The sequence below is a fragment of the Streptomyces sp. NBC_00989 genome, from assembly GCF_045162655.1.
In the GTDB taxonomy this organism is placed as follows: Bacteria; Actinomycetota; Actinomycetes; order Streptomycetales; family Streptomycetaceae; genus Streptomyces.
On the sequence record NZ_CP108728.1, the window covers coordinates 4,137,025 to 4,161,643 of the forward strand.

21 protein-coding genes are annotated in these 24,619 nt (G+C 67.1%); 5 read left to right on the forward strand and 16 right to left on the reverse strand.

What is annotated here, in order from left to right:
• Positions 1 to 9 precede the first annotated feature (9 nt).
• The 7 genes from OG714_RS17725 to OG714_RS17755 all read right to left on the reverse strand — a co-directional run bounded on the left by OG714_RS17725 (position 10) and on the right by OG714_RS17755 (position 5,515).
• Positions 10 to 261: a hypothetical protein gene (locus tag OG714_RS17725; protein ID WP_406122085.1), complete on the reverse strand. Its 252-nt coding sequence runs from the start codon at positions 259 to 261 to the stop codon at positions 10 to 12.
• Between the two features lie 140 nt (positions 262 to 401).
• Positions 402 to 2,627, reverse strand: a complete 2,226-nt coding sequence (locus tag OG714_RS17730; RefSeq protein ID WP_406122087.1) for a cell division protein FtsK — start codon at positions 2,625 to 2,627, stop codon at positions 402 to 404.
• Between the two features lie 84 nt (positions 2,628 to 2,711).
• On the reverse strand, positions 2,712 to 3,092 hold the full coding sequence (locus OG714_RS17735) for an RRQRL motif-containing zinc-binding protein (RefSeq protein WP_406122089.1): 381 nt from the start codon (positions 3,090 to 3,092) through the stop codon (positions 2,712 to 2,714).
• Positions 3,092 to 3,958, reverse strand: coding sequence for a protein spdB (locus OG714_RS17740; protein WP_406122091.1), 867 nt, complete (start codon positions 3,956 to 3,958; stop codon positions 3,092 to 3,094). The genes OG714_RS17735 and OG714_RS17740 overlap by 1 nt, the downstream gene beginning before the upstream one ends.
• On the reverse strand, positions 3,955 to 4,635 hold the full coding sequence (locus tag OG714_RS17745) for a GGDEF domain-containing protein (RefSeq protein ID WP_406122093.1): 681 nt from the start codon (positions 4,633 to 4,635) through the stop codon (positions 3,955 to 3,957). Before OG714_RS17745 ends, OG714_RS17740 begins: the two co-directional genes overlap by 4 nt.
• Positions 4,632 to 5,231, reverse strand: coding sequence for a hypothetical protein (locus tag OG714_RS17750; RefSeq protein ID WP_406122095.1), 600 nt, complete (start codon positions 5,229 to 5,231; stop codon positions 4,632 to 4,634). The genes OG714_RS17745 and OG714_RS17750 overlap by 4 nt, the downstream gene beginning before the upstream one ends.
• The gene (locus OG714_RS17755; protein ID WP_406122096.1) at positions 5,228 to 5,515 is read right to left on the reverse strand and encodes a hypothetical protein; all 288 of its coding nucleotides are present in this window, start codon (positions 5,513 to 5,515) and stop codon (positions 5,228 to 5,230) included. Before OG714_RS17755 ends, OG714_RS17750 begins: the two co-directional genes overlap by 4 nt.
• A gap of 309 nt (positions 5,516 to 5,824) precedes the next feature.
• On the opposite strand from OG714_RS17755, the gene OG714_RS17760 reads away from it, so the two are divergent.
• Positions 5,825 to 6,571, forward strand: a complete 747-nt coding sequence (locus tag OG714_RS17760) for a helix-turn-helix domain-containing protein (protein ID WP_406122098.1) — start codon at positions 5,825 to 5,827, stop codon at positions 6,569 to 6,571.
• Positions 6,568 to 7,041 carry an NUDIX domain-containing protein gene (locus OG714_RS17765; protein WP_406122100.1) on the forward strand — a complete coding sequence of 158 codons (474 nt, stop codon included), beginning with the start codon at positions 6,568 to 6,570 and terminating at the stop codon, positions 7,039 to 7,041. Before OG714_RS17760 ends, OG714_RS17765 begins: the two co-directional genes overlap by 4 nt.
• On the opposite strand, the gene OG714_RS17770 is transcribed toward OG714_RS17765, so the two are convergent.
• The 4 genes from OG714_RS17770 to OG714_RS17785 form a co-directional block, all read right to left on the reverse strand.
• The gene (locus OG714_RS17770) at positions 7,034 to 7,597 is read right to left on the reverse strand and encodes an HD domain-containing protein (RefSeq protein ID WP_406122102.1); all 564 of its coding nucleotides are present in this window, start codon (positions 7,595 to 7,597) and stop codon (positions 7,034 to 7,036) included. The two genes, OG714_RS17765 and OG714_RS17770, sit on opposite strands and share 8 nt — an antisense overlap.
• A 27-nt stretch (positions 7,598 to 7,624) precedes the next feature.
• Positions 7,625 to 8,062 (reverse strand): GntR family transcriptional regulator, encoded by a 438-nt coding sequence (locus OG714_RS17775; protein ID WP_406122104.1) that lies wholly within the window; start codon positions 8,060 to 8,062, stop codon positions 7,625 to 7,627.
• A 230-nt stretch (positions 8,063 to 8,292) separates the two neighbouring features.
• The gene (locus tag OG714_RS17780; protein ID WP_406122105.1) at positions 8,293 to 9,618 is read right to left on the reverse strand and encodes a hypothetical protein; all 1,326 of its coding nucleotides are present in this window, start codon (positions 9,616 to 9,618) and stop codon (positions 8,293 to 8,295) included.
• An 859-nt stretch (positions 9,619 to 10,477) separates the two neighbouring features.
• Positions 10,478 to 11,383, reverse strand: a complete 906-nt coding sequence (locus OG714_RS17785) for a hypothetical protein (RefSeq protein WP_406122107.1) — start codon at positions 11,381 to 11,383, stop codon at positions 10,478 to 10,480.
• A 1,319-nt stretch (positions 11,384 to 12,702) separates the two neighbouring features.
• Here OG714_RS17785 and OG714_RS17790 point away from each other — a divergent pair.
• Positions 12,703 to 13,269, forward strand: a complete 567-nt coding sequence (locus tag OG714_RS17790) for a hypothetical protein (RefSeq protein ID WP_406122109.1) — start codon at positions 12,703 to 12,705, stop codon at positions 13,267 to 13,269.
• On the opposite strand, the gene OG714_RS17795 is transcribed toward OG714_RS17790, so the two are convergent.
• The 4 genes from OG714_RS17795 to OG714_RS17810 form a co-directional block, all read right to left on the reverse strand.
• Positions 13,266 to 13,586, reverse strand: a complete 321-nt coding sequence (locus tag OG714_RS17795; RefSeq protein ID WP_406122110.1) for a hypothetical protein — start codon at positions 13,584 to 13,586, stop codon at positions 13,266 to 13,268. The two genes, OG714_RS17790 and OG714_RS17795, sit on opposite strands and share 4 nt — an antisense overlap.
• A gap of 388 nt (positions 13,587 to 13,974) precedes the next feature.
• The gene (locus OG714_RS17800) at positions 13,975 to 14,529 is read right to left on the reverse strand and encodes a lamin tail domain-containing protein (RefSeq protein ID WP_406122112.1); all 555 of its coding nucleotides are present in this window, start codon (positions 14,527 to 14,529) and stop codon (positions 13,975 to 13,977) included.
• Positions 14,530 to 14,858: 329 nt separating this feature from the next.
• On the reverse strand, positions 14,859 to 16,412 hold the full coding sequence (locus tag OG714_RS17805; RefSeq protein WP_406122114.1) for a glycoside hydrolase family 16 protein: 1,554 nt from the start codon (positions 16,410 to 16,412) through the stop codon (positions 14,859 to 14,861).
• Between the two features lie 143 nt (positions 16,413 to 16,555).
• On the reverse strand, positions 16,556 to 18,256 hold the full coding sequence (locus OG714_RS17810; RefSeq protein WP_406122116.1) for a chitinase: 1,701 nt from the start codon (positions 18,254 to 18,256) through the stop codon (positions 16,556 to 16,558).
• Positions 18,257 to 18,491: 235 nt separating this feature from the next.
• Between OG714_RS17810 and OG714_RS17815 the strand changes: the two genes are divergently transcribed.
• On the forward strand, positions 18,492 to 19,910 hold the full coding sequence (locus OG714_RS17815; RefSeq protein WP_406122117.1) for an acyltransferase: 1,419 nt from the start codon (positions 18,492 to 18,494) through the stop codon (positions 19,908 to 19,910).
• On the opposite strand, the gene OG714_RS17820 is transcribed toward OG714_RS17815, so the two are convergent.
• Entirely contained in the window at positions 19,828 to 22,215 is a 2,388-nt protein-coding gene (locus OG714_RS17820; RefSeq protein WP_406131859.1) for an endonuclease/exonuclease/phosphatase family protein, read from the reverse strand. The genes OG714_RS17815 and OG714_RS17820 overlap by 83 nt on opposite strands.
• Positions 22,216 to 22,615: 400 nt before the next feature.
• Here OG714_RS17820 and OG714_RS17825 point away from each other — a divergent pair, with 400 nt between their 5' ends.
• Complete coding sequence (locus OG714_RS17825) at positions 22,616 to 24,550, forward strand: beta-ketoacyl-[acyl-carrier-protein] synthase family protein (RefSeq protein WP_406122118.1); 1,935 nt, start codon at positions 22,616 to 22,618, stop codon at positions 24,548 to 24,550.
• The last annotated feature ends 69 nt before the right edge of the window (positions 24,551 to 24,619 follow it).

Genomic DNA, 24,619 nt, shown 5'->3' on the forward strand with positions numbered 1-24,619 from the left:
CCTCCAAAGTCAGCGGGTGCCGGCGCGGTAGGTGCGCGCGGCGCGGTTGTAGATCCAGCGGCCGACGCGTATGCGCTTGCCGGTGGCGTCGCAGCGGCGGCAGTCCTTGCCGCGCTTGGCATGTCCCTTGCGGTTGGTCTTGAGGGCGTGGCCCATGCCGGCGCACTTGCGGCAGTCGCCGAACGGGCTGAGCCAGCACTTGGCGCTGTAACACAAAGTGATGACGAGTAGGCAGGCGGATGCGAGCAGGGGAAGGCTCATCAGGGGCCTCTCAGGCAGGTTTTGAGGGTTTCCGCAGGTGGACCGCTATCTGCTAGCGACCTGATCAGGCGCGGTTTGGGTCGCTAGCAGGGTCGCTTGCGCAAGCGACGGGCGGTGCTTGCGCAAGCGACCCCGGAGACCTATCCGGCGTCGCGCTTTTCGTTGCGCTGAGTAATCGCGGCGGCGAGGTCGTCGCGCTTGATGCCGCGCTTGTTGACCGTCTTGCCGTCGATGCGTCGGCTGATCTGGTCGGTGCCGACGCCGAACGGCTTGAGTGCTGCGGTGAGCGCTTCGGCCTTGGGCTTGGCGTCCAGTTCGGCCCACGGGCCGTAGACGTCGGGGCGCAGGTCGGCGAGGCGGTCGACGATGGTCTCCGACCACACCTTGACCTCGCCCTTGCCCAGCACCTGCGCGACGTCGTCCAGGACCGTCGCGGACACCTCCGGTGCCGGAGCCTCGCCGGCCGCGTCGCCGGAGAGCGTGCCCTCGGCCTCCCGCAGCGCAGCCGCGCGGGTCAGGACGCGTTCGGCATCGCGGCCGTCGGCGAGGTAGGTGCGCACGATCCCGGAGTCGTCCGACATGCCCTTGAGCAGACCCACACCCTTGTGGGACTTGAGCAGCTTCGACGCGTCCAGACCCTCCGAGTACGAACCGGCGCCAAGGATGGTGTCCGACACCTGGTAGGCGCCGACCCGCAGCGCGAACCGCGCCTGGTGCTGGTCACGCAGCTCGGAGGGGCAGGCCTTGTCGTCCGGCTTCTGCGTGGACGTCATCACACTCACGCCGACTGCCGGAGCAACCCGGGCGAGGTAGACGAGCAGGGACAGGATCTCCTTGCCGTGCTCGGGGTGCTGCAAGTACTCCTGCACCTCATCCACCACGAACAGCGTCAGGGGCATGTTCAGCTTCTTGTCCCGGCTGATCTCCGGGGTCAGCTTGCCCTCGGGGCAGACATGCAGCGGCAGTTCGGACAGCCGGTGGTAGCGGTCCTCGACATCCGCCTTCAACTCCCGCAGCGACGTCAGCAGATGCGCCACCGGGTCGATGCCGTTCTTCGGCACGATGCCGAACCCGATGCGGTGCGCGACCAGCGCGAACTTGCGCCAGTCCGGCGACGCCTTCCCGTCGAACACGTACAGGCGCACGTACGGGTCCAACGCGGCAGCGAGCGCGATCGTCCGGGCAGAGAACGTCTTCCCCTGCCGCGGGACCGCGCCGACCAGCAGGGACAGCCACAGCATGGTGGCCATGACCGCGTTGCCGCGCTCGTCGACACCCCACGGGAACGGCTTCCAGAAGTCCACCCGAGTCGCCCCCAGCAACGGCGACTTGCCGGACGGAACGGCGAGCGGGTCACGATCGGCGATCCAGTACGACACCCGACGCTCACTCGTCTCGTCCTTGTCCAGGAAAAGCTGAGTGGCGGCGATGTCCATGCCCGACGCGAGCTTGGTGTGCGCGTTGAGCGCGTCCTTGAAGGACTTGCCGAACGGCAGGTCAACGACCACACGCCACCCGTCGCCGTCACGGCCGATCGGCCGCGGGAAGGCGATGTTCTGGTCCTTGCTGGTCAGCCCGGACACCTCATGCGCACGGATGACGATGTCCGAGGACAACTTGCGCTTGCGGAACGTCACCTTGGCCAGATCGATCAGCGGCCGATCGGCCGGCGCCCCGACCACACCCAACGTCGTCATCAGCGCGGCCACGGCGAGCAGCAGCAGCCAGGACGGCGCCATGACGAACAGAGTCAGGGTGGCGGCGAGGCCGACGATCCCGGCGAGCGTGGCCACGATCCCGCGCAGGCGGACGCGGTCGTTGCGCTGCCGCGAGAGCTTCAAGTACTCGGCAGCGTCCTCGTTGGCCACGGAGTTCAGGCGCAGCGACTTGCCTTCCGCGTCGAACACCCACCGGCCGACCGTGGTCGACCAGCGCCACGCCCCGCGCGGCGAGTACCACAGCACCTTCGGGGTGTAGATGCACGGCAGGCGTACGGCGTGGTAGCCGATCACAGCCGAGTAGTGGCGAACGGCCCACTTGCGTACGGCCGTTCGCTGGTCGGGCAGCTTCACCCAGTCCGGCAGCACCGGCATACGGGCCTTGTCCCTGGCCTCCATCCATTCCGCGACCGAGGGCGGGTAGACCTCGCGCGGCGGGTCGACCGGCGCCCCCTCGCTCAGGCCGTCGGCCTCCGGGTCGTCGGTGTCGGGGAGTTCGGCCTCCCACTCGCCCGGCTTCACGTCCGCCTCGGCAGGGGTGGTGGGCGGGGTGGGGTTCTTCTTCAGCGGGAACGGCAGCACGTCGGCCGTCGGCTGTTCGGTGCCCTCCGGGTCCCCGGCGGGCGTGAAGGTGGTGGTCTCGGTCACGATGTACGTACTCCTTCGGGAGTCGAAGGGTCCGGCCGGCTTGCTGTGGAAGGTCGGGCGGCCGGACCCGGGATTTGGGGTGTTTCAGGCCGCGCGCTGTTCTTCGGGATAGGCGCAGGTCACGCAGGTTCCGAGCGAGCTGGGGATGACGTATCCGGCGTCCTGCCGGCACTGCGGGCAGGTGCGGCGTGCGCACATCGCCTTGGCGAGCGCGGCGCGCTTGGCCGGCGTCATGGGCCGTACCGGCTTGGCGCGGTCGACGCGGTAGAGATAGGCGACCAGCGGGCCGCGCCGGTAGCGCGGCCGTAAGACCTGCGCCGCGATCGGCTGGCCACCCGGCCGTAAGCCCCGGGCACGGAGCTGACGGCGGGTCGCGAGGCCGTCGGGGGCGTACCGCCACGGGTAGGTGGGGACGCCGAAGCGGGCGCCGTTCGGGTCGAAGCACTTGCCGAACGACCCGGCCATCAGGCCACCCGCTTCCAGGCGGCCCGGAGGCGGACCTCGGATGCGGAGTGGCCGGCCGCGCGGAAGCGGATCGCCATCTCGCGGTACGACAGGGCGGGCGTCTCGCTGGTGCGGATCTCGTCGACCAGGCCGTCAAGGTCCGCGTCCGTAAGGGCGGGAGATGCCCACCCGAGAGCGGGTACGGGCTCGGAGCGTCCCCAGACGGGGAGTTCCCAGGTAGGCGTGACGCCGGGTGTGACGGGTCGCGTCACGCTGGTCAGGGCCCTGCCGGTGTCCTCGCCCTGCCGTGCGGTCTCCAGCGTCGACCAAGCGCGCGACAGACTCTGAGCGGTCCTGGCCTGCACCCGTGCGACGCTCGCCCCGGCAGCCGTCACGGCCGTCAACCGGGTTGCCTCCGTGGCGGCTTCGGCCCGCAGGCGGGCGCGGGCCACGGCGGCTTCGTCGCGCGCTTCCTGCTGAATACCCCGGATCGCGTCCAGCGCGGTCGGGGTGAGCGCGGTCCGCTCCCACATCCCGTGGACCAGCCATAGGGCCTTCGCTGCGATCGGCAGCCACGCCACCGCCAGCCACGCCCCGGAGGACGCCTCTGCGGTGAGCGCGTGGGCGATAAGGACGCCGGCCGCGATGGCACCGAAGCACCAGCCGACCCCGGTCACCGTGCGGGAGTGGTCGCCCTGCGCGGCCAGGCGCCGTTCGTAGGCGAGGGTTGCCAGCCAGCCGCCGTCGATGCCGAGTCCGACGATCAGGGCGACGGGCCACGGCATCGCGCTGCCGAGCCACATCGTGACGACGGCGAGCGTGAGGACCATGGACACGGCCGTCATGGCGACGGCGGGCAGGACGGTCTTGGCGTTCTTGGTCCTCATGCCGCCTCCTCGCGGTCCGGGGTGTGGGTGCCGGGCCGTCCGGTGCGGCGGCCTGCGGTCGTGGTGCAGTCGGGCGTGGCGGCGGCAGGGTCGTACCAGCCGCCGCCGGCGCGTTTGGCCGTGTACATGGCCTCATCCGCGAGCCGCATCAGCAGCGACAACGCCACCGGACCCCCTTGAGGGGCGTCGGGGAGGAGGTCGCTGGTGAGCGAGGCACCGATAGAGACACCGACCGACAGGTCGGTGCCCTCGAAACGGAACGGGGCGGTGATCGCGTCGTGCAGCGCGTCCAGCAGCAACGACAGGGCGTGCGCACGAGGCAGCGGGATGGCCGCGATGAACTCGTCTCCCCCGAGCCGTCCTACGACCGCGCCGGGGTAGGCGGCCACGGCGTCGTTCAGGCTCGCGGCGGTGTTGCGGATCGCCGCGTCCCCCGCGGCGTGGCCGGCCGTGTCGTTGAGGGCCTTGAAGCCGTCCAGGTCGACCATGACCACGGCCGTGTGCATCTGACGGCCCAGAATCCGCAGGGCCCCCCGCTCGAACGCGGCACGAGTCCACAGACCCGACAGAGCGTCGCGGCGGGCCGCCATCAGACGACGGCCCATCAGGAGTCCGTGGACGCCCCATCCGCAGGCCAGCGGGCCCGCCGCCGAAAACGTCGTCAGCAGAGCGCTCATGCCGCACCCCCGTCGAAGGAAGGGTTGGCCAGACCGGTCTGCGCGGCGATCTCGTCGCCGGTCAGCACGGTCCGTTCGTCCATGACGTGCGCCACGGTGCGGATCTCGCGCCACAGGTGACCGACCTTGCGGCGGGCCATGCCCTGCACCATCCCCCAGGACTTGCCACCCTCCGGAACGCACGTGCGACCGAGGCGATAGCCGAACTGGCGCAGGACATCGATGGCCAGCTCACGGTCATGAGCGGCAGCACACGCAGCAGCGCGCTCCGGCGTCCACAGGCCGTAGGCCATCAGGTAGGCGACGTGGGCAAGTTCACCGGCCGCACACTGCGCGGCGTAGTGCCACGGCGGGGTGTCCTGCGTCTGGTGCGCGGTGTTGCCGGTCACGGCCCACTGGCCAGGCTCCGGCTCCCAAGCGATGACCTCGGACGTAATGACGTGCATGCCGTACGTCATGGACAACACGGCGTGCCCAGCCTCGTGAAAGGCCATACCCAACCGGGCCTGCCTGTAGGTCAGCGGCATGTTCAGGAACGGCCGCGGCTTGCCGGTGTGGTCGGACAGCGCCTCGGGGGCAGGGTTCATGGTGGTCATGCCGCGACCCCCTTGCGTGCCGTGCGACAGCGAGCGGGGCGGACCAGGGGGACGACGTCGAACAGGTCCGGGTTGTCCTCGATGACCTGCGCGGCGATGCGGACCAGGTCGTCAGGGAAGTTCGGGTTGTCGGCGAGGATGTCGCGCGCCGCGTCCTCACGGGCCGCGCGCTCTTCGTCCGACTCGCCGTTGACCCCGAGCCACAGCTCAACCGGGGTACCGAGCGCGAGTTCCGTGAAGTCCTCGGCAGAGATGGCCTGTTGGCGATCGATATACGCACGCAAAGTGCTCTCCTGAGTCGAAGGAACAGAGAGAACCGCGGCGGCGGGCGACCTTGCTGGGGAGTCCCACCGCCGGGTTGGACAGCCGGAGCCGCCCCGCCCAAACATGCGATACATGCTTGAACATGTCTCTCACAGTGGCGCGCCCGGTTACGGCTGTCAAGTCCTTCGCTGTTTTCGGGTCGCCCTGCGACGTGACATCAGGTTGCCGCTCCAAGGCGGGACGAAGTCACCACGCCGCTGGACGACTTGGGACGTCCTCGCTAGCGTTCAGGAAGTCATGCACGTCCCTGGACGTCCCCAGGAGTTGGAATGGCGAACGAACGCCTACGGTCGGCGATGCTGACGCACGGCATCACGGTCGACGTCATGGCGACCCACGTGGGAGTGGACCCCAAGACCGTCGAGCGCTGGATCACACAGGATCGCGCCCCGTACCGTCGCCACCGCCTCACCATCGCCGCGTTCCTACACGAAGACGAGACGTACCTCTGGCCAAACGGACTTCCCGACGGCCAACGGCAGGACGCGTCCGACGCTGAGGTCTTGAAGGTCTACCCGCACCGCTCCTACGTTCCGCCGGAACTCTGGTTGCAGCTCTTCGGCCGGGCAACGCGAGAGATCGGCGTGCTCGTTCACGCCGGCGTCTTCCTGGCGGAGAACCCGCGATGGCCACAACTACTGCGACAGAAAACGTCGTCCGGTGTGCGGGCCCGGATTCTGCTAGGCGATCCCCAGAGTCCAGAGATCCAGCGGCGCGGGGAAGAAGAGGAGATCGGCGAAGGCGTCGCGTACAAGGTGCGCGAGGTCATGAAGCTCTACCGCCCGCTGTACTCAGTCCCGGGCATCGAGTTCCGGATGCACAGGTCGACTCTCCACAACTCCCTCTACCGCTCCGATGACGAGTGGCTGGTCAACACACAGGTGTACGGCGTGAGCGCCCCCATGGCCCCGGTGCTCCACCTCCGCCGTGTCGCCGGAGCCGAACTGGTCTCGACATACCAACAGAGCTTCGAGAAAGTGTGGTCAGAAGCCGCCCCCATAGAAGGGTCCTCATGAGCAGCCGCACCGACTACTTCAACGATCCCGCCGCACCGAAGGCCAACAGCATCGTGCCTGCCGTGACCGCGTTCGTCGTGAACAACGAGGGCGCAGTACTCATGGAGCAGCGTTCGGACAATGGCCGCTGGGGCATGCCGGGAGGTGTTCAGGAAGTCGGGGAGGACATCGCCGGTACGGTCGTTCGGGAAGTTCTGGAAGAGACGGGTATTCACGTCGAAGTGGTCGGCTTGGTTGGGATTTTCACCGACCCTGGACACGTCATCGCCTTCGCGGACGGGGAAGTGCGTCAGGAGTTCTCACTCTGTTTCCGGGCCCAGCCAATCGGCGGCAAGATCAAGGTCAGCTCGGAATCTTTCGCTGTGCGCTGGATTTCCAAAACTGAGCTGGACTCTCTCAACATCTCGCCAACCACGCGGCGACGCCTTGACGAGGGATTCCGTAACGCCAAGGTCCCCGTGATCAGTTGAGCTTCGCCACCATCGACTCAGCATGACGCCGCCGCACCCGGGCCACCCTCGCCATGAGTTCGGGCCGGGCTGCGGATACTGCCCGGAAGACGACATGTTCCGGGCCGTATCGCTCCAGGACTTCGGAGAGCCGTTCATCAGGGTCCACCAGATCCCCGACCGGACTACTGGTCAGGTCGCAGTAAGTGATGGCATCTACCAACTCGGGGTCAGTGAGTTCAAACTCGCCAAGCGCATCAGCCAACCCAAGTTCGGACGCCTCCCACGAAGAGGACGTATGGAAGGCCACGATGCTGCACAACCGCGGGTCGGCCCCAACGACATCGCGCAGGTACCGGGCCCCGTCAATCATGTGCTGTCCGGTGTCAACGGCAGCTTCGGCATACCCGATGTCGTGCGCGATGGCAGCGGCGGCCAACAGTTCGGCGTCTTCACCCAGAGTCGGTGCCAGAGTCAGTGCCTGGAAGTAGACCCGCTGGGAGTGGGCCCACCTCTGCGGCAGGGGTTCAGCCAACAGCGACTTAGCAAGGTCATGGGCCCACTTGGCCAATTGCATTTTCCAGCCTCCGTGGCAATTGGGAGTTCAGGAAGAAGAGCTGACGAACCGACCAACTCCGTGTCGCGCTTCGACATGGCCGGCAGTCTCCAGCTCACGCACGGCGCGGCGAACGGTGCCGCGAGACACCCCGTACTTCTCAACGAGGGCCGCTTCGCTCGGAAGACGCGTACCGGCAGGCAACTTGCCCTTCCGGATCTGCTTCAACAAGTCCGCCATGATCTGTTCGTACGGCGCGGTCCCAGCGTCCCCAGCAACCTTGCGGCCAACGCCCGCGACAGTCTTGACATCCCCCGACTCTTCGAGGCTACGCAAGGCACGCCGAACCGTCGTACGCGCCACCCCGAACTCGCGCCCGATGTCGGCCTCGGACGGCAACCCATCCGGGTAGGACCCGGCGGCGATCCGCTCGCGCAACGCCTGAGAGATCACCTGATACGTCCCGCGTGGGTTGGGGCTCGGCACGCATTCCTCCTTCGGACACTGTCGCGTTCCAGCTTCCCACGCCCACCCGAAGAGATGGAGTGTCCAACCTGTCCGGCTGTCCGGTTGGGGACCTCACCTGCGCAAACACCCCGGACAGCTCATATTGCAGGTGTCCGGGCTGTCCGGTTACCGAGGCTGTAACCCCCGGGGGTTACAGCCTCGGCGTAGCCGCCCCTTGAGAGGTCGCAGGCACCGAAGGTGCCTTCCTCTTAATCCCGAACGAGAACCCCATCGATCGCCCATCCATCGATAACGCCTACGGTCGACATCAGCCCAGATGCAATATCCGATTTCGCCGCGGGGTCCCGGAGAGCCGCTCTAACCATCGCCAGCAGTTGCACTCCGGACACGAGGCAATGATTCCTATCCCTAACATATTTCAGCATTTGATCAGGGAAGTCGACCTCCCCCCTTTCATCAGGCTTCCTCTCTCGCCAAGTATTCGCCACCAAAATAGGCTTCGGCTGGCCCTCTCCAGCAGAAATCTCCTCAGAAACCCACTTCTCCAACTGCGAAGCATTCTTCTCGGCGGCACTCTTGGCGAGGCCTTTAACCTCGACTACTGCCACTTTCCCACCGTAAGAGACTCGAAGGTCGGCGCGACCTTCTACCGCGTCCATGATGTCGAACCCGAACAGCTCAAAGGCTCGCCTGACCTGCCCCTCCAAGGAACTCCCTTGACCATAGACAAGAACCTTCCACAGATCATCTTCTGCTTGCTCAGCCTTGACATCGTCAATTTTACCGAGGATGCGCCCTAGGTTCGCCTCTAGTTCGGCAAGACGAGAACTACGGTCGGCCGCTTCCGGAAAGGAATACTCATCAGCCCAGTCGGGTTTTTGTTCCGACTTTGGAGCAATTACACCCGTCACCCAGTTGATGAGCTTCTGGGGCGCATCAATCCAGTTCTCGGTCACTGCGACAGGAAGCCTATAGCCATCTTCGTCAACACTCACGCACCAAGGCTCCGGAAGAACAAAATGCCAGCCCCCACCAGGATTCTCCTGGGCCGATCCAACAACCTTGTCCGTACCCTTGATATAGAACATCGGATCACCGGGGTATTTCCGCAGCACTCCTCGATAGACGAGCCACCCCTCAGCCTCTCGCCAAAGCGAGGGCGCGTGACGACCGTGCGGCTGCAGCTTCGACCCCTTACCTGGATCCAATCCCAGAGCGAACGGAAGGGCATCGCGCAACTCAATAATCGTTTTCCGCGTACCCGCCATCGGATTCCCAGGCGACTTTTGCCCTGTGTCGATCCGAATAGCATCATTCATCGCGGGGAAAACAATCAAGCTACGGCCAAGCTTGGCCAGCTCCTCGAACTCCGCCTTACGTCGATTACGCGCCGTCACAAGCACCGACGCCTCACCGATCGAGAGGTAAGGCCGCTGCCCCGGGCTAAACCTCATAAATGTTTGCGAAATGTCCCAAATCACAAGGTCATAGTCGAAACATGACTCAGATGACTCAAATGCGACATTTTGTGCATTTTCTACACTAAAGAGACAATCGAGGAGCATGATGCGCATTACCAAATCATGGCATGCGCCTGGGCTCCGCCACATCGCTTTAGGGCACCTCTCGCGCTTCTCCAGTAAGGACACAGGAACGAGAGAGTCAGGCTGGCACCTGCCCCTGATAGCTCAGGCGATCCCACCCCAGCCAGTCGAGCGCGTGAGTAGTGCGTGAGCCACGACTCCATAAGAGCCCGGGCGGGCTACTACGCAGGTCAGAGACACTTTCACCCAAGCCATGCGCGTTCTCTCCGGAGCCACGTCGCACTCCTCGGCGAGGGCCACTTCTGAAGAAAGGGGCCGCTCCGCAGGCAGCGCTCCCGACTCAATCCGCTGTTTGAGGGCGTCTACAACCCCATTTCGAGGCTGTCGCTGGCCGGCCCATTTAGCCCCTTCTCGTGGAACGCGAGCGCAGAGCGCACTACGGTGCCCAAGGTTACGCCTGCAGGCAGCACCGACGACGGGACGAACGCACACCATCACTGACTGCCCATCCTCCGAGTGTCCCAGCTGTCCGACTGTCCGGTTGAGGCTGTCACCTGTACAAACAGCCCGGACCGCTCACGGTGTGGGTGTCCGGGGTGTACGGCAATAGACGGCTGCCCCCTAGGTGTTGCAGCCTGTCGGCGAAGCCGACCTCTCGTTGGGCGTAGGAGCCGGAGGCGACTTTCGATCTGACCTGCCCGTGAGTGGGTCACGTAGAGCGTGACAACTGGCGCGTGCACGGACGAACGCCCGCGGACACTGCCCACCGTTTCCCCAGTTTGGACGGCAAGCGCCTGCTCTCATCGCCGCAGAACTTCCCTCACCCCACCAAGGCGGCTCGCTCCTCACCGAGCACAGGCCCAACCAGCGCTACAGAGTCCTTTCGAGATTACCTGTCACGCCATCGAGACCACCACAGCTGGTTTGACTTTTCCCCGAGGTGAACCATGTGCAACCGACCTGCGTAGGAAGCTAGTCCTGGTGTCGTCTTGCTCCTCTGGCCTGATATTTGTTCCTGTGTCCAGCTGTCCAACTCTGGAACGTAGATGGCATGCCACAATCTCGTAGATGAGTCGCCAATATGGACCATATGCAGTCGCCCATTAAAAACCGCAAGAGCCGGAGATGCCTTACTTTTTTGGCCGCCAACTCTTTTTTCAGACCACTCTATCGACAATTCCCCTTTATCTACAATGGAGATTTCTCCTTTACTGTGCCAAATCTGATTGGATTTCCTCCCCAGGTGCACCAGATGCAATGTATTTTCCATGATGGCGATCGCCGGGCGCGCCTTACTTGCAAATAGACCATGTTCGGAATTTCCTGGAATCTCCTGGGACTCCAACTGGTCTTTGCGAAGTAACGTGTGGACAATATCCCGACGCTTATTCCGGTAGAATATATGAAACATCCCATCAGAAAATGCCATCGCGGGCCAAATATGTGCAGCCAGGCTCCAGCCTTGTGCATTCTTTGGCTCAGGATCATCCTCATTGAACACCCAGCCGGGTTCGACAGAAGCCCTGAATATCCTCCCCGAGCCAGAATCGGGAAATACCATTAGACCGCGCGCCATAGTAGGCGCCTGTTCGGCACGCAAGGTCAGAACCTCACGGTCAGAGTTCCACTCCCCCGATTCCCGAATAGACGACCACCAGATGCGGCTCGATTTATCACCCAGGTGAACCATTACCAGCCCCCAAGATGTAGAGCCATCGAGGGCAGGTTGCGATTTGCTCTTTTTGGGCCGCTCGCCATGGTCGTCGATAAGCCTTACATTTTCCGTCCAGGGCATAGTTCCTCCAGGGCTTACACTCATCAACATCGCGACCCGAGCCACAAGGAATTGTCAATAAGCCCTGCGAGTATCCCCCTGGCCTTCGATTAGGTCAAGCCTCACTACCACGCGAAGCATCGGCAGGAATATCATTCACATATTTTACCGGTATGGACGTGACGTGGGTTGTCGCTAGATGGCCACCGTGGCGAGTGTTTCCACATTTTGTTATCTCCAACTGACGACGCGCAGTGAACCGACCGCCTCACCCCAACTGGGCAGGCACAAGCGCCCGGCCGGTTGCCACCGTGTCATTCACCGCCGTTCGCAGAGGTTCAAACGAGACCAAAAGCCCACTCCTGCACACCGACCAGCCGCCCCCCCCCTGAGCGCAGCCCAACGACCCTCAACCCAATTGGAAAGCATGCACTTGGCTGGGCTTGCAGCGGGCGTTGGCGTACGGCCTGCGCTAGCACTGCGGCTAGACCGAGCGGTGGGCGAACTCCTAATGCGGCGGCAAGACGGCATCGGCGCTGACAGCAGCGACTGCAACTCTGACCACACACTTGGCGATCGGCCGACCCGGCGACCCAGGCGGCTAGTGCGACATAGCTCCCACCAACACAGTGTGTGTCCCCATGGCACATCGGATTGACTCCCGCGCAGGTCAGACATAGTGAGAGGCTCGATCGGCACAATCACTCCGGAGGTGTCCGGGCTGTCCGGCTGTCCGGTTAAGTCCCTCACCTGCACAAACAGCCCGGACACCTCAAAGTCTCGCTGTCCGGGCTGTCCGGTTACAGAGAGGCTGTAACACCCCGGGGTGTTACAGCCTGCCGACGAAGCCGACCTCTCAACGGGCGCAGGAGCCGGAGGCGACTTCCGACTTCGCACTATCTGCGATACAGGAGGGCACCACACGCTTCCGAGGATCAAGGAACCTGCTGGTCAGGGCCGATTCGCAAGCCGAACGCTGATTGTGCTCCGGAGCCGTGTGCGCAGGTTCGAATCCTGCCGGGGGCACCTGTTATGAGGTGCCTAAAGACCCCGCCATCAGCGCTTCAGCTGAAGACGGGGTCTTCGCGTACGTGCAGGCGGGTGTCGATGAAGGCCGCCGATCTTCAGTGACCGCACTGCAACGGCATGTTGATCTCGAAAAGTCTCCTGGCAGGTCAGCCGGGGTTCTGCGTATCCCTGCGCCTGGTCGCGCGGATCCGCACGTGCTGTGCCTCGACCGGTTCATAGTGACGACAGCCGGTGTGATCGAGGGCGCCTCGATCTCCCTTCAGACGAAGATGTGACAGGGCATCATTCGACGAGTCCATGGCGAGGCGGAGATGAAGGACAGCGAGTCTGAGCGTGAGGCCGATGGCTCTTTGCCGACGACGCAGGAGGTTCGCGAAGCCTGGGCCGCGGAGGCGTACTCCGTCCTCGTGGGTGTGGCGCGCAGCTATCACGCCGTCATCACTTACAAGGAGTTGGCTGAGGAGATCCAGAGCGGGACGGGATTCCGTACCAGAGTTCGCTTGCATCACTGGATCGGCTCCACACTCGGCAAAGTGGTCCGTGAAGCGCATCGTCGTGGCGATCCGCCACTGACCGCGCTGGTGGTTCACAGCGACGACGGCATGGTGGGCAACGGCTACAAGGAAGTGCTCGAAGTCGCTGGAGAACCGCCGGTGGAGGACGTGTTGGAGCGTGAGCAGCATGCCGCCGATGCCCGACTCGCTTGTTATCGGCACTTCGGGGCGACCCTGCCACCCGACGGTGGCGTGCCCGCGCTCGCTCCCAGACATCAGGCAGCCGTCGAGCGCCGGCGCGAGCGCGTCGAAAAGCCTCCGCGGATCTGTGGCAGTTGCTTCGTCCAGCTCCCCTCGACGGGCGTTTGCGACTCGTGTGGTTAGCCGTCGTAGAGCAGCATCCAGAGCCGTACGGCTAAGCCCTGGGCTTCTCGCAGTCCGAAGATTCTGTCCGCCCCGGCCTGTCGACCTGCCGACCTGTTGCCCGGGTCGCCGACCCCAACAAGCCGGCCGGCCAGTCCACTTGGTTCTGAAGGCTTCGCTGCTTGTCCGCCCGATACAGCTTGATGGCCTTGTTCACGAACAGGTGGACGTAGCCGCAGCGCCAGCAGATCAGGCCGGGTGGCGTTCTCGTCGGCCCAGGCCAGTTTCATGAATTCCGTGCCGGCGCTGTTGAGGAGGGTGCCCCGGTCGCGGAACAAGTCTCCTTGGCAGACCTGGCACTTGAGCCAGATGTCGCCCAGTGCTGTGCGTACCGGTTTCTTCGCCGTCGGTTGAACGTCCCCGTCCCTGCCGTGTGGTCGGGACGAGGTTGCCCACGCGTGGCCCCGGTGCGGGCGGTGGAGCAGCGGCCGGGGTGAGGGTGGGGGTGCGAGGCGGCAACTCTTGGGCCGTTGGGCCGACTTGGTGATGGTCGGTCGCGATTTGCCGAGCCGAGCTGACCGCGTTCGGCGGTCATCGGCCGTGTTCGTCGTTGGTCGGCGCAGACGCGAGCGGCGCGCCGCCCCTGGATGGGGAAGCGCGCCGCAGGTCTCATGTCACCTCATGGCGTCACGGGGTCATGGCGTCATGACGTCGTAGTGCAGGTGATCAGTGGTGGCCCCCACCGCCACCGTGACCGCCGCCGTTGTGACCGCCGCCTCCGTTGTGGCCGCCGCCGCCGTGGCCGCCGCCCTGGCGGCCCCAGGACTTGTCGTCCACGAGGCGGCGGTGGTCGTTGCGGAGGGTGGCGGTGTCGGAGCGGTTGTCCCAGGCGTAGTCGCGGCGGTCCTGGTAGACGTCGTGGGCGTTGTCGCGGCCCTTTCCGGTGTGGACGCGGACGGTGGCGTGGCCGTCGAGGCGGTAGTGGCGGAAGGTGTAGGTCTTGCCGTCCTTGCCCGACAGCTTCCAGCCGTCGAGGTTGACGCTGCGGCGGTCGTGGTTGGTGATCTCCACCCACTCGTTGTTCAGGGAACGGGCGGAGCGGTCGTCCGGACCCGGAGAGTCGGCTTGTACGCGGGTGATCTCCACGCTCGGCCGGGCCGCGTGGTCGGCCGCGGTCGCCGGCAGTGCCGCCGCGCCGACGAGAGCGCCGGCGGCCAGAGCGGCTGCGGCCAGACGACGGACGGACACGGAAGGTGAAGAGGTCACGGGTTCCCCCAGCATGGTGCGGGCACTTCCCTGGATACGGCTACGGCCGGACCCCGGGCTGTGCGGTGTGCGGGTGGCGGCCTGTTGGCCGCACACCCACACCTTCTCCACCGGACGGACGGGATATGAGCGATACGTGAATCGTGTTACGAGTCGGTCGTATTTCCGTGACTGTCGGCTGTACCGTCCATTTATGTGCGTGATGCACCAGGTTGACGCCTTGGCGAGCGGACGGGCCTTGTGGGTACTGGACCGACCTCCGCGATCGCCAGGGTGCGCCACCCCAGGCCCGTCGGGAGCGTCACCCGAAAGTGGGTAACGGCGGGCCTCCCACCTGCGCATTGTTACTGGTAGTAACAGTTCTTCGCCGTTCCTGATGCCGGGTCACCGAAGACGGTGTTGGCGCACGGGGTGCCGCCCGTGAAACTGCCGTAGAAGTACTGGCCGCCCGCCCCGTACGCCACCTCGTGCGTGCCGGAGAAGGAGCAGGCGCCGTTCTCCGCCGCGCATGTCGTCCAGGTCGCGAACGTCGGGGGTGGCGATACGACGTAGCAACTCTTCGCCGTGCCCGAGATCGGGTCGCCGAAGACCGCGTTGGTGCACGGGGTGCCGGCCGGCAGCGTGGCGTAGCGGTACGAACCGGCGGCGCCGTACGCGACCGTCATCACGCCGGAGAACGAGCAGGTGCTGTTCTCGGACGCGCACTGCGACCAGATGTCTGTCGCGGGGGGTGCCGCCTCCGCGTAGCAGGACTTCACCACTCCGGATGCCGGGTCGCCGAATACGGCCGTGGTGCAGGGAGTTGAGCCGGTGGCTGTCGTGTAGTTGAAGCGGCCGTTCGCGCCGAAGGCCACCGCCGATGTGCCGTTGAGCGCGCAGGTGCCGTTCTCGCTCGCGCACTGGGGCCAAGTGCCGGGCAGGGCTTGAGTGGTGGAGCCTGTGGTGTTTCCCGTTGTGGTGTACGCCGCCACGTAGTCGACGCTCAGTGTGCCCCCTGACGATGTCGAGGCCGTCGGAGTCGTGCAGCCGCAGGTCGCGTCGGGGAACGTGCCGCCCATCGCCAGGTCCAGGATGATCGACTGGTTGTGGTCGAAGGCTGCCTGCCAGGTGGCCGTGCCTACTTGGGCCTCGGTGACCGAGTAGTAGGCGCTGCCGTCCAGGTAGAACGTGATCGTCTCCGCCGATGTGTTGGTGCGGTCGAGGATCATCGCGTAGGCGTGGAAGCCGCTCTGGCAGCCGGAGCAGGCGCGCAGGCCGCTGCTGATTCCGGTGCCCTCGTTGCAGGGGCCACCCGGGGAGGTGCCGCAGTGGATGGTGCCGGCCACGTCGGAGAGGGCGTTGACGTCCTCCATGACGTCGATCTCGCCGTTCTCCGGCCACTGGCCGGGGCCCAGCATCCAGAAGGCGGGCCAGTAGCCCAACCCGCTTGTCGGGCTGGGCTGTTGGATGGACGCGGTGACCTCCAGCTTGCCGCCGGCCGGTGCGCCCACGTTCGCGGTCGGGGTCTGGATCCTGCCCGAGGTCCACGAACTGCCGGAGCCCAGCGCGGTGATGTCCAGGTTGGCGTTGCCGTCGAGGTGGGTGTTGGCCGTCGAGTCGGTCATCGTCTCGATCTCGCCGGTTCCGAAGCTGGAACCCGGGCCGGTGTCGAACTTCCAGTTGGCCGACGAAGGGGCCGATCCCGCCGGGCCGTTGAAGTCGTCGGTGAAGACGGTGGACCAGCCGGAGGGGGCTCCGGGGGCGGCAGCCGTCGCGGGCTGGGTGGTCGTGGCGCCGTAGAGCAGGGCGACCATCGGGGCCAGGGTCGCCAGCCAGACAAGGCGTCTCGACCGCGGCCCGCGTCCGGTGGTGCGGGTGTCCTTCGATCCGAACTTCCATCTGAGCTTCGATCTGAACATCGTCCGGCCTCCCATGTGAGGATCTGGCGGAACGTGCGGTACGTGCGGAACCCGGCGGCCGGTGGATTGAAACGTTCAATCCACCGGCCGACCGAGCGGAAGCGGCATGGGCATGGGCATGGGCATGGGCATCAGACGTGCGGCTACTGCACGTAACAGGACTTCGCCGTGCCCGACACCGGATCGCCGAAGACCGCGTTGCCGCACCCGGTGGACCCGGTGACCGACCGGTACACGTACCGTCCGGCCGCGCCGTACGCCACCTCGTGGGTGCCGGAGAAGGTGCAAGTGCCGTCTTCCGCGGCGCAGTTGGTCCACGTGGCGAAGGACGGCGGTGCGCCGATCAGGTAGCAGGACTTGGCGGTGCCCGAGGCCGGGTCGCCGAACACCGCGTTGGTGCACGCCGTACCGCCGGGCAGGGTCGCGTAGGTGAAGGAGGTGCCGGCGCCGTAGGCGACCGTCATCACGCCGGAGAAGGCGCAGGTGCCGCCCTCGGTGGCGCAGGAGGTCCAGATGTTGGTCGCGGGTGGGGCGCTCTGGCCGTAGCAGGACTTGGTGGTGCCGGAGATCGGGTCGCCGAAGACCGCGTTGGCGCAGGGCGTGGAGGCGGTCTCCGTCGCGTAGTTGAACCTGCCGCTCGCGCCGTAGGCCACGGCCGTCGTCCCGCTGACGGCGCAGGTGGCGTTCTCGCTCGCGCACTGGGCCCAAGTCCCGGGCAGGGCCTGCACAGTTGAGCCGGTTCCCCCGCCACCGCCGCTGCTGCCGGAGGTGAACGGCTGGAAGATCCGTGCGAAGTCACCGGTGTTCTGGCTGACGCCGGTGCACGTGCCGGAGGCCGAAGTCTGGCCGGGGCAGCCGCCGTTGTCGCGGTTCTGCGACCAGTACGAGACCAGCGCGATCCCTCGCGAGGCGTCGAAGGCCTCGACGCTGCGGGCGTTGTCCAGGGTGAAGATCTCGCCGGCGCTGTCGTTCTGGCCGATCATCGGGGTGTTGCCGAGCTTGGCGTACGCAGCGGACGTGGAGATGCCGAACGCGCTCGCGACCTGGTTCGCCGCGGCGTCCACGGCCGTGTTGGCGGCGTTGCCCATGTCGGTGCCCGAGGAGCCGTAGTCCATGGTCATCAGGTTGACGATGTCCGGGGTGAAGCCGTTGGAGCGGGCGTTGTCGAGGACGTTCACGCCGTCGCCCGAGAGGCCGCTGGGGAGGGCCGGGAGCGTGAACGAGACGGAGAGGGCACGGCCGTTGTTGGCGGCCCAAGTGCGCACCTGGGCAAGGGCCTTGTCGCGGCGGTCGATGCCGGACGAGTTGGTGAGGGACGCCGATTCGATGTCGAAGTCGACGTGCGAGAGGTTGAACGTGGTGATGACGTTCTCGATCTGCGCTGCCGCCGCCTCCGGGCTGGAACAGGAGTCGCCGATCTCGGTGAGCGCGGTGTCGGCGCCGTAGCCGCCGAACGAGACGGAGACGTCGCCGCCTTGGGCGCGCAGGGCGTCCATCTGCGCCTGGAGTGAGGCCTGTTCGCCGATCTGCCAGTTGCAGCCGGGGCCGTCGACGAACGCGATGGTGAAGAACTTGGTGCCGTAGTTGTTGGCCACGTCGGTGAGGGAAACGTTTCCCGACCACGTGTCCGCGAACGGCGCGAAGACATGGGCGGGCCAGGGGTTCGGGGCGGAGGCCGCCGACGCGGGTGCCGCCGCCGAGGTGAGGCCGGCCGCCGCGAGGGCTCCGGTCAGCAGGGCGGCGGAGAGAAGGGAACGGGAGCGGGAACGGGGGCGGGAGCGGGGGCGAGGGCGGGAGCGGGGGCGAGGGCGGGAGAGAGAGCGGGATCTCGATCGGGTACGCATGCGCTACCTCCATGGGGGGGAGATGGGGGGTGAATCGATTCAATCCCTGATCGATATTGGTTCAGACCAATGCGCCGTGTGGGCCCAGGGAAGCAGTGCCGACAGGGGCGAGTCAAGGCAAGGGCGGGTCAAGAGACGTGGGCGGCTGTCGCGGGTGTCGTGACGGGCACGGATTGGTTGCGGGACGGCGCCGCTCCCCCACAACTGCCTTCCACCGGCGGCACCATGACGTCCCATGGGGAGCTTGAGCGGGGGCAGCGGGCGCAGCGGTGGCCGAGATCGCTACGTCGACTTCTTGCGGGCGTGGGCGATCGTGCTGGTGGTGTTCGGGCACTGGCTGATCACCGGGTTGGTGCGCGACCCCGACGGGGCCATCAGCGCACCGGAGTTGCTCGTCACCGTGCCCTGGACCCAGTGGCTGACTCTGGGGTTCCAGATCATGCCGCTGTTCTTCCTGGCCGGCGGCCACGCGGCCGGTGGCTCCTGGGCGCGGGCCCGCAACGAGGGCCGTACGGCGACCGGTTGGGTGGGGCAGCGGGCGCTACGGCTGCTGCTGCCGGCCGGGGTGTACAGCGGGCTGGTGCTGCTCGCCGTCGCGATCTGCTCGGCGGTCGGGGTGGACCCCGGCATCCTCGCGCTCGTCGGGTGGGCGATGGCCATGCAGTTCTGGTTCCTGCCGGTGTATCTGCTGCTCAGCGCGGCAACTCCCGTTCTGCACGCGGCACATCGGCGATGGGGGCTGCGTGTGCCGGTGGTCATGGGCGCGGTGGCGCTCGTCGCCGACGCACTCGTCGTCACCGTGCACGCGCCCTTCGTCGGGCTGCTCAACTACGTGCTCGTGTGGGGCGTCGCCTACCAACTGGGCTTCTGCTGGCGGGACATGCTGCTCACCGAACGGTCCGCGCTCCCCGCCCTCATGGCCGCGGGCGGTGCGGCCGTCTTCGCCGCGCTGATCACGTTCGGGCCGTTCCCGGTGAGCCTGATCCTGGTGACCGGGCAGAGCCCCAGCAACACCAATCCCCCGTCCGCCGCCATGCTGGCCTGGGCGGTCGGCCAGGTCGGGCTGGCGCTGCTGCTCGCGCCCGTGCTGCGGCGGCTGCTGGAACGCGGGCAACTCTGGGGACTGGTACGGCCGTTGGGCGGCGCCAGCATGACGCTCTACCTGTGGCACATGCTGCCGGTGCTGATCGTCGCCGCCGCCTTCTATCTCACCGGGCTCGCCCCCGAACCGGCCTACGGGTCCGGGAGTTGGTGGGCGCTGAGGGTGCCCTGGCTGGCCGTGCTCGGGGTCGTGCTGGTGGGGGTCGTAGCGGCGCTGCGGCCGTTGGAGCGGGCGCTCCGCGTGGTCTACGAGCGGACGCGGCCCGGTGATCTCCCGCGTCGGCCTTGGGCGTTGTGGGGCGGGCTGGCGGCGAGTGTGAGTGCGCTGATCTGGTTCTCCGGGCACGGGTTCGCCTACGACGGGCGGTTCCCGGTGGTGCCCGCGTTGGGGCTGGTGGTGGGGGTCGGGCTGGTCATGGTGATGGGGCGGGACGGCTCGCGCTCTCCCGCCCCATCACCCTCCAACAGCGCTAGTGCCTACGGCACTTCGACACGTCGATCCGTACGATCTGCGGGTCGTGGTCGCTCGCCTGGTCCGCGAACTCCGCGTTGATGTGCACGACGTCGTAGTTGAACGACGTCACCGCGGGGCTGGTCAGGATGTGGTCCAGGGTCTGGGAGTTGCCGTCGTAGACGTAGGTGTAGCGCTCGGCGGCGGGGAGGGTGGTGATCAGGGGCTTGAGGACCTTGTCGGCCGTCAGGGTGGTCACCGTCTGGGAGAACTCGTAGTCGTTCAGGTCGCCGAGGACGACCGCCTTGGCGTTCCTGTCCGCCGCCAGCAGGGACTTGACGAAGGTGTTGACCTCCGCCGCCTGGGCCGCGCGCTGGGTCTCCGAGCTGCGGGCCGGGGGCTGGTAGCGGCCGTGGATCGGCTGGTCGCCGCCCTTGGAGATGAAGTGGTTGGCGATCACGAAGACCTGCTCGCCCTGGAAGGTGAACTCGCCGACCAGCGGCTTGCGGCTGTCCTCCCAGGCGGCGTTGGCCGGGTCGATCCGGCCCGGGGAGTAGGTGAGTTCGACGCCCTTGCGGGTCTTCACCACGATCGTGGCCGTGGTCGCGTCGCCGCCCTTGTGGTCGGTGAAGGAGACCCGCTTGGGGTTGAAGAGAAAGACCTGGCGGATGTTGCCGCCGGGCTCGCCGCCGTCCTGGTTGTTGGTCGGCGAGATGTAACGCCACTTGTACACCGGGCCACCGGCCGCGCGGACCGCGTCCGTGAAGCGCTTCAGGGTGCCCTCGGCCGTCACCGTGCCATCGTTCGTCGCGCCGTTGTCGTCCTGGATCTCCTCCAGGGCCACGATGTCGGGCGAGTTGAGGTTGACCGCGACGCCCTCGGCGAGCCGGTCGAACTTCTCCTGGGTGTCGAGCGCGTCCAGGTTCTCCACGTTGTACGTGGCGACCGCCAGCTCGTCCTTCTTCTGACGGCGGGTCACTTCCTGCTTCAGGCCCTTGTCGACGAGCGTGCCGAGCTGGGTGGCCTGGACGTTGTAGCCGCCGTAGGTGGAGTAGTCGAGGGGACCGGTGGTCGTACCTGACAGTTCGTCACCGACGTTGGCCGCGGGGAAGGTTGAGGCCGTGTCGAGCGACATGACCTCGATACGGCCGGTGTTGGGCTGGTCGTAGGAGGAGTACAGGGTGCCGCCGCGGGCGGTGGCGTTCTCGTCCGGCTTGACCGTGACCCACAGCTCGCCGTAGGCGTCCGAGGCGCCGACCACACGCGCGTCCGCGAACGTGACCCGCATGCCCTCCAGGGACTCGAAGAAGTCCTGGGCGTAGACGGCCGGTTGGAGCGCGAGGGACTCGATGCTGCCGCCGGACGCGGTCGGGATGTAGGCGTCGGGGACCGAGGTGGCGTCCAGTGTCACGGCGTCCGGCAGGGCGTTGGCGCTGGAGAGGACCGTGGTGGTCGGGCCGGTGATCTCGGTGTTCGACTGGCTGGTGCTGCTCGGGTAGTACTCGCTGACCTTGCCGGTGACCAGGACCGAATCACCCACCGCCACCGTGGGCTTGGCGGAACCGGTGTAGACGAACACGGCCTCGCTGGTGCGCGGGTCGGTGTCCGGCGTCGGGTCCTGGATCCAGTAACCGAGGGACCCGCTGCCGCGGACGCCGGTGACGATGCCCGGGACACGGGTGACCGTCTGGCCGGCGTACGGCGAGAGGCGGGTCGTGCCCTGGATGTCGTGGACGCGGACGGTGCCGGGGTCGGTGGGCGAGCCGCCGTCACCGCCGTCACCGCCGCCGTCGCCCGAACCGGGCGTCTGACCGGCCGAGTTGACCGGTGACGGGGTGCCGCTCGTGAAGTCCGCCGCGTTGTCGTCGGTGTCGGCGAGGGAGTCGGCGCGGGCGACCGCGGCCGTGTTGGAGGCGCCGGTGGCCGGGCCGCTGCCCTCGCGGACGACCGCGGTGCCGTAGCCCGTGAGGTCGACGATGCGGGTGTCGGCCGCGCAGTCCGCGGCGGTCTTGCAGGTCAGCGCGGTGGTGCCCGAGACCAGGGCGATCGTGCCGGAGGTCGCGCTCATGGCGATCGAGCCGGTGGCGTCGGTGGTCGGCAGCGCGGTGGTGCCGCCGCTGCCGGTGCCCTCGCCGACCAGGTAACGGGCGCCGGGGGCGATCGCGCCGGTGAGGGCGGTGACCTGCCAAGTGGAGCCGGAGGAAGGCGTACCGGGCAGGTACTGGACGCTGTAGCCCGACAGGTCGTAGGCCGTCGAACCGGCGTTGCCGAGTTCGACGAAGTCCCGGGTCAGTGTCGCTCCCGAGTTGCCCCCGCCGCCGTACACCTCGGCAATGACCGCCGAGGCGGACGGAGTTGCGGACGCGGCGGGCAGGGCGGTGAAGGCGAATGCTCCCGCCGCGCCCACCGAGACGATCGCTTGGGCGGTGCGACGGGCGCGGGGTCTGCGCCCTTCAGGTCTGGACACGCTGGCGGTCTCCTCGTACTTCGTGTAGCTGCCGATACCGGGTGCCTGTGGGGAGTCGGCTCAAGTTACGCGCGTAGAAAGGGAGTTGCCAGAGGGCCTCACGTTAAATCCAGGGAACAAGTGAGTGCGGGGACGGCTGTGACGGCCGCGAAAGTGACGTTCCACACATAACCCCGGTGATCAACTGGACAACTCGCCCTATTTCAGCGGACCTTGAGAGCTCCCGGGGCGTAACAGGTTCACCGTTCAACCGTAGCTTTTTCCGATTTGATCCAGTTCACTCGGGATGGTTTGCCATAGGGCACAAGTCCGTTTAGTCCCGAGGAAGCGTGTGCGAGATATGTCCAATTCATCCGATTCGTCGCAAGTCCCCTTCGCTCCCCACCCGGTGACCGCCGCCGAGGTCATCCCCGGCGATCTGATCGCCCTGACCCCGGCCGACGCCGAACGCGCCTGCTGGTACGTCGTCACCCACACCCTCCCCGAGACCCCCGAGACGATCCGCGTCACCTTGCGGCCGCCGCTCGGCGGGACGGACCGCGACGAGGTGCTCGGCCGCGACCGCCGGGTGATCAGCGGGTGCCGGCGACTGGACGTGGGCGCGGTGCCGCGACTCGTCTCCGACGACCTCGCGTCCGTCGAGTTCCGGGAGGGCGACCGGGTGAGTTCGTTGCGGGTGGTGGATCCGGGGGCGGGCGAGGTGTCGTACGTGCGGCGGTGGGGGCTGTGGCATCGGGATCTGGATGGAGGGTCGGGGGATGACGTTCTGACCGACGCGGAGGTTCGGGGGTGGGGTGGTTCGGCGGTTGCGGGGGCCGGCTCGGGGCCGCTGGGTGCTGGTGCGGAGGTACCGGGTGCTGGTGCGGACATGTCGGGCACCGGCTCGGAGACGCCGGGTGCTGGTGTGGGCGTCGGTGGTGAGTTCGTCGTACGGCATCATGCGCGGCCGGAGCGGGTGGCGGCCGTGGGTGGGCCGCGGCGGGTGGTGGTCACCGGGCTGGGGGCGGTCACGCCGCTCGGGGTCGGGGTCGACGAGTTGTGGCGGGGGCTGCTCGACGGGCGGCACGGGATACGGGAACTGGACGGGGAGGAGTTCGCGGAGCTGCCCGTGCGGGTGGCCGGGACCGTGCCGGTCGATCCGATGGAGCTGCTGCCGCGTCAGGCGGCGCGGCGGATGAACCGGGCCGCGCAGTTCGCCGTGCTGGCCGCGCGGGAGGCGTGGGGTGACGCCGGGTTCGTGGCGGGCGGCACACGGGAGAGCGGGCTCGATCCGGAGCGGGTCGGGGTCAGTCTCGGGGCGATCCTCGGAGACGCGTCCGTGCTCGTCGGCGGCGACCGCAAGCTCCGGGACAAGGGGCCGCGCGGCGTCTCGCCGCTCACCACGCCCATGACCGTTCCGTCGCAGGCCGCGTCCCAGGTCTCCCTCGACCTGCACATCACCGGCGAGGCCCGCACGGTCACCGCGGCGTGCGCCTCCGGCACTGAGGCGATCGGGGCGGCCATCGACCGCATACGGTACGGCCGGGTCGACGTCGCCCTCGCGGGCGGGGCCGAGGCGGTCGTCACGCCGGCGATCATGGCGTCGTTCGCGGCGATGCGGGCGTTGTCCACGCGGGGGTTGGCGGACGGTTCGTCGCCGTCACGGCCGTTCGGCAAGGACCGGGACGGGTTCGTGAACGGGGAGGGTGCGGGGGTGCTCGTCCTGGAGGCCGAGGAACACGCACGTGCGCGTGGAGCGCGGATCTACTGCGAGGCGGCGGGGTGGGGGCTGTCCGCCGACGCGCACCACATGGCGGCGCCGGATCCGTCCGGCGCCGGGGTCGCACTCGCCGTGCGGCGGGCGGTGCGGGACGCGGGCGGGCATGTCGCGGACGTCGTCCACGTGAACGCGCATGCCACGGCGACGGTGGAGGGGGATCTCGCTGAGGCGGGGGCGTTGCGGGCGGTGTTCGGTCGCAGAAACGTTCCTGTCACCGCGATCAAGGGGCATCTCGGGCATCTGCAGGGGGCTGCGGGCGGGGTTGAGGCTGTGGCGACGGTGCTGACGTTGCATCACGGGGTGGTGCCGGCGACCGTGGGGGCGGCGAGTGAGCTGGATGACGCGATCGGGCTGGATGTCGTGATGGGGGTTGCGCGGGAGTTGCCTGGGGGTGGGGCTGGGGGTCAGCTCGGGGGTGCGTCCGGTGGTCTGCCTGGGGTGGGGGATCTCGCGTTGAGCAATTCGTTTGGGTTTGGGGGGCATAACGCGGTGTTGGCGTTGCGGCGGGTGGGGTAGCGCTGCGGGGCCCCTCCGGGGGGAGTTGGGGAGAGGGCTGCGGCTCGGGGAGTTTGCGGGAGGGGGCCG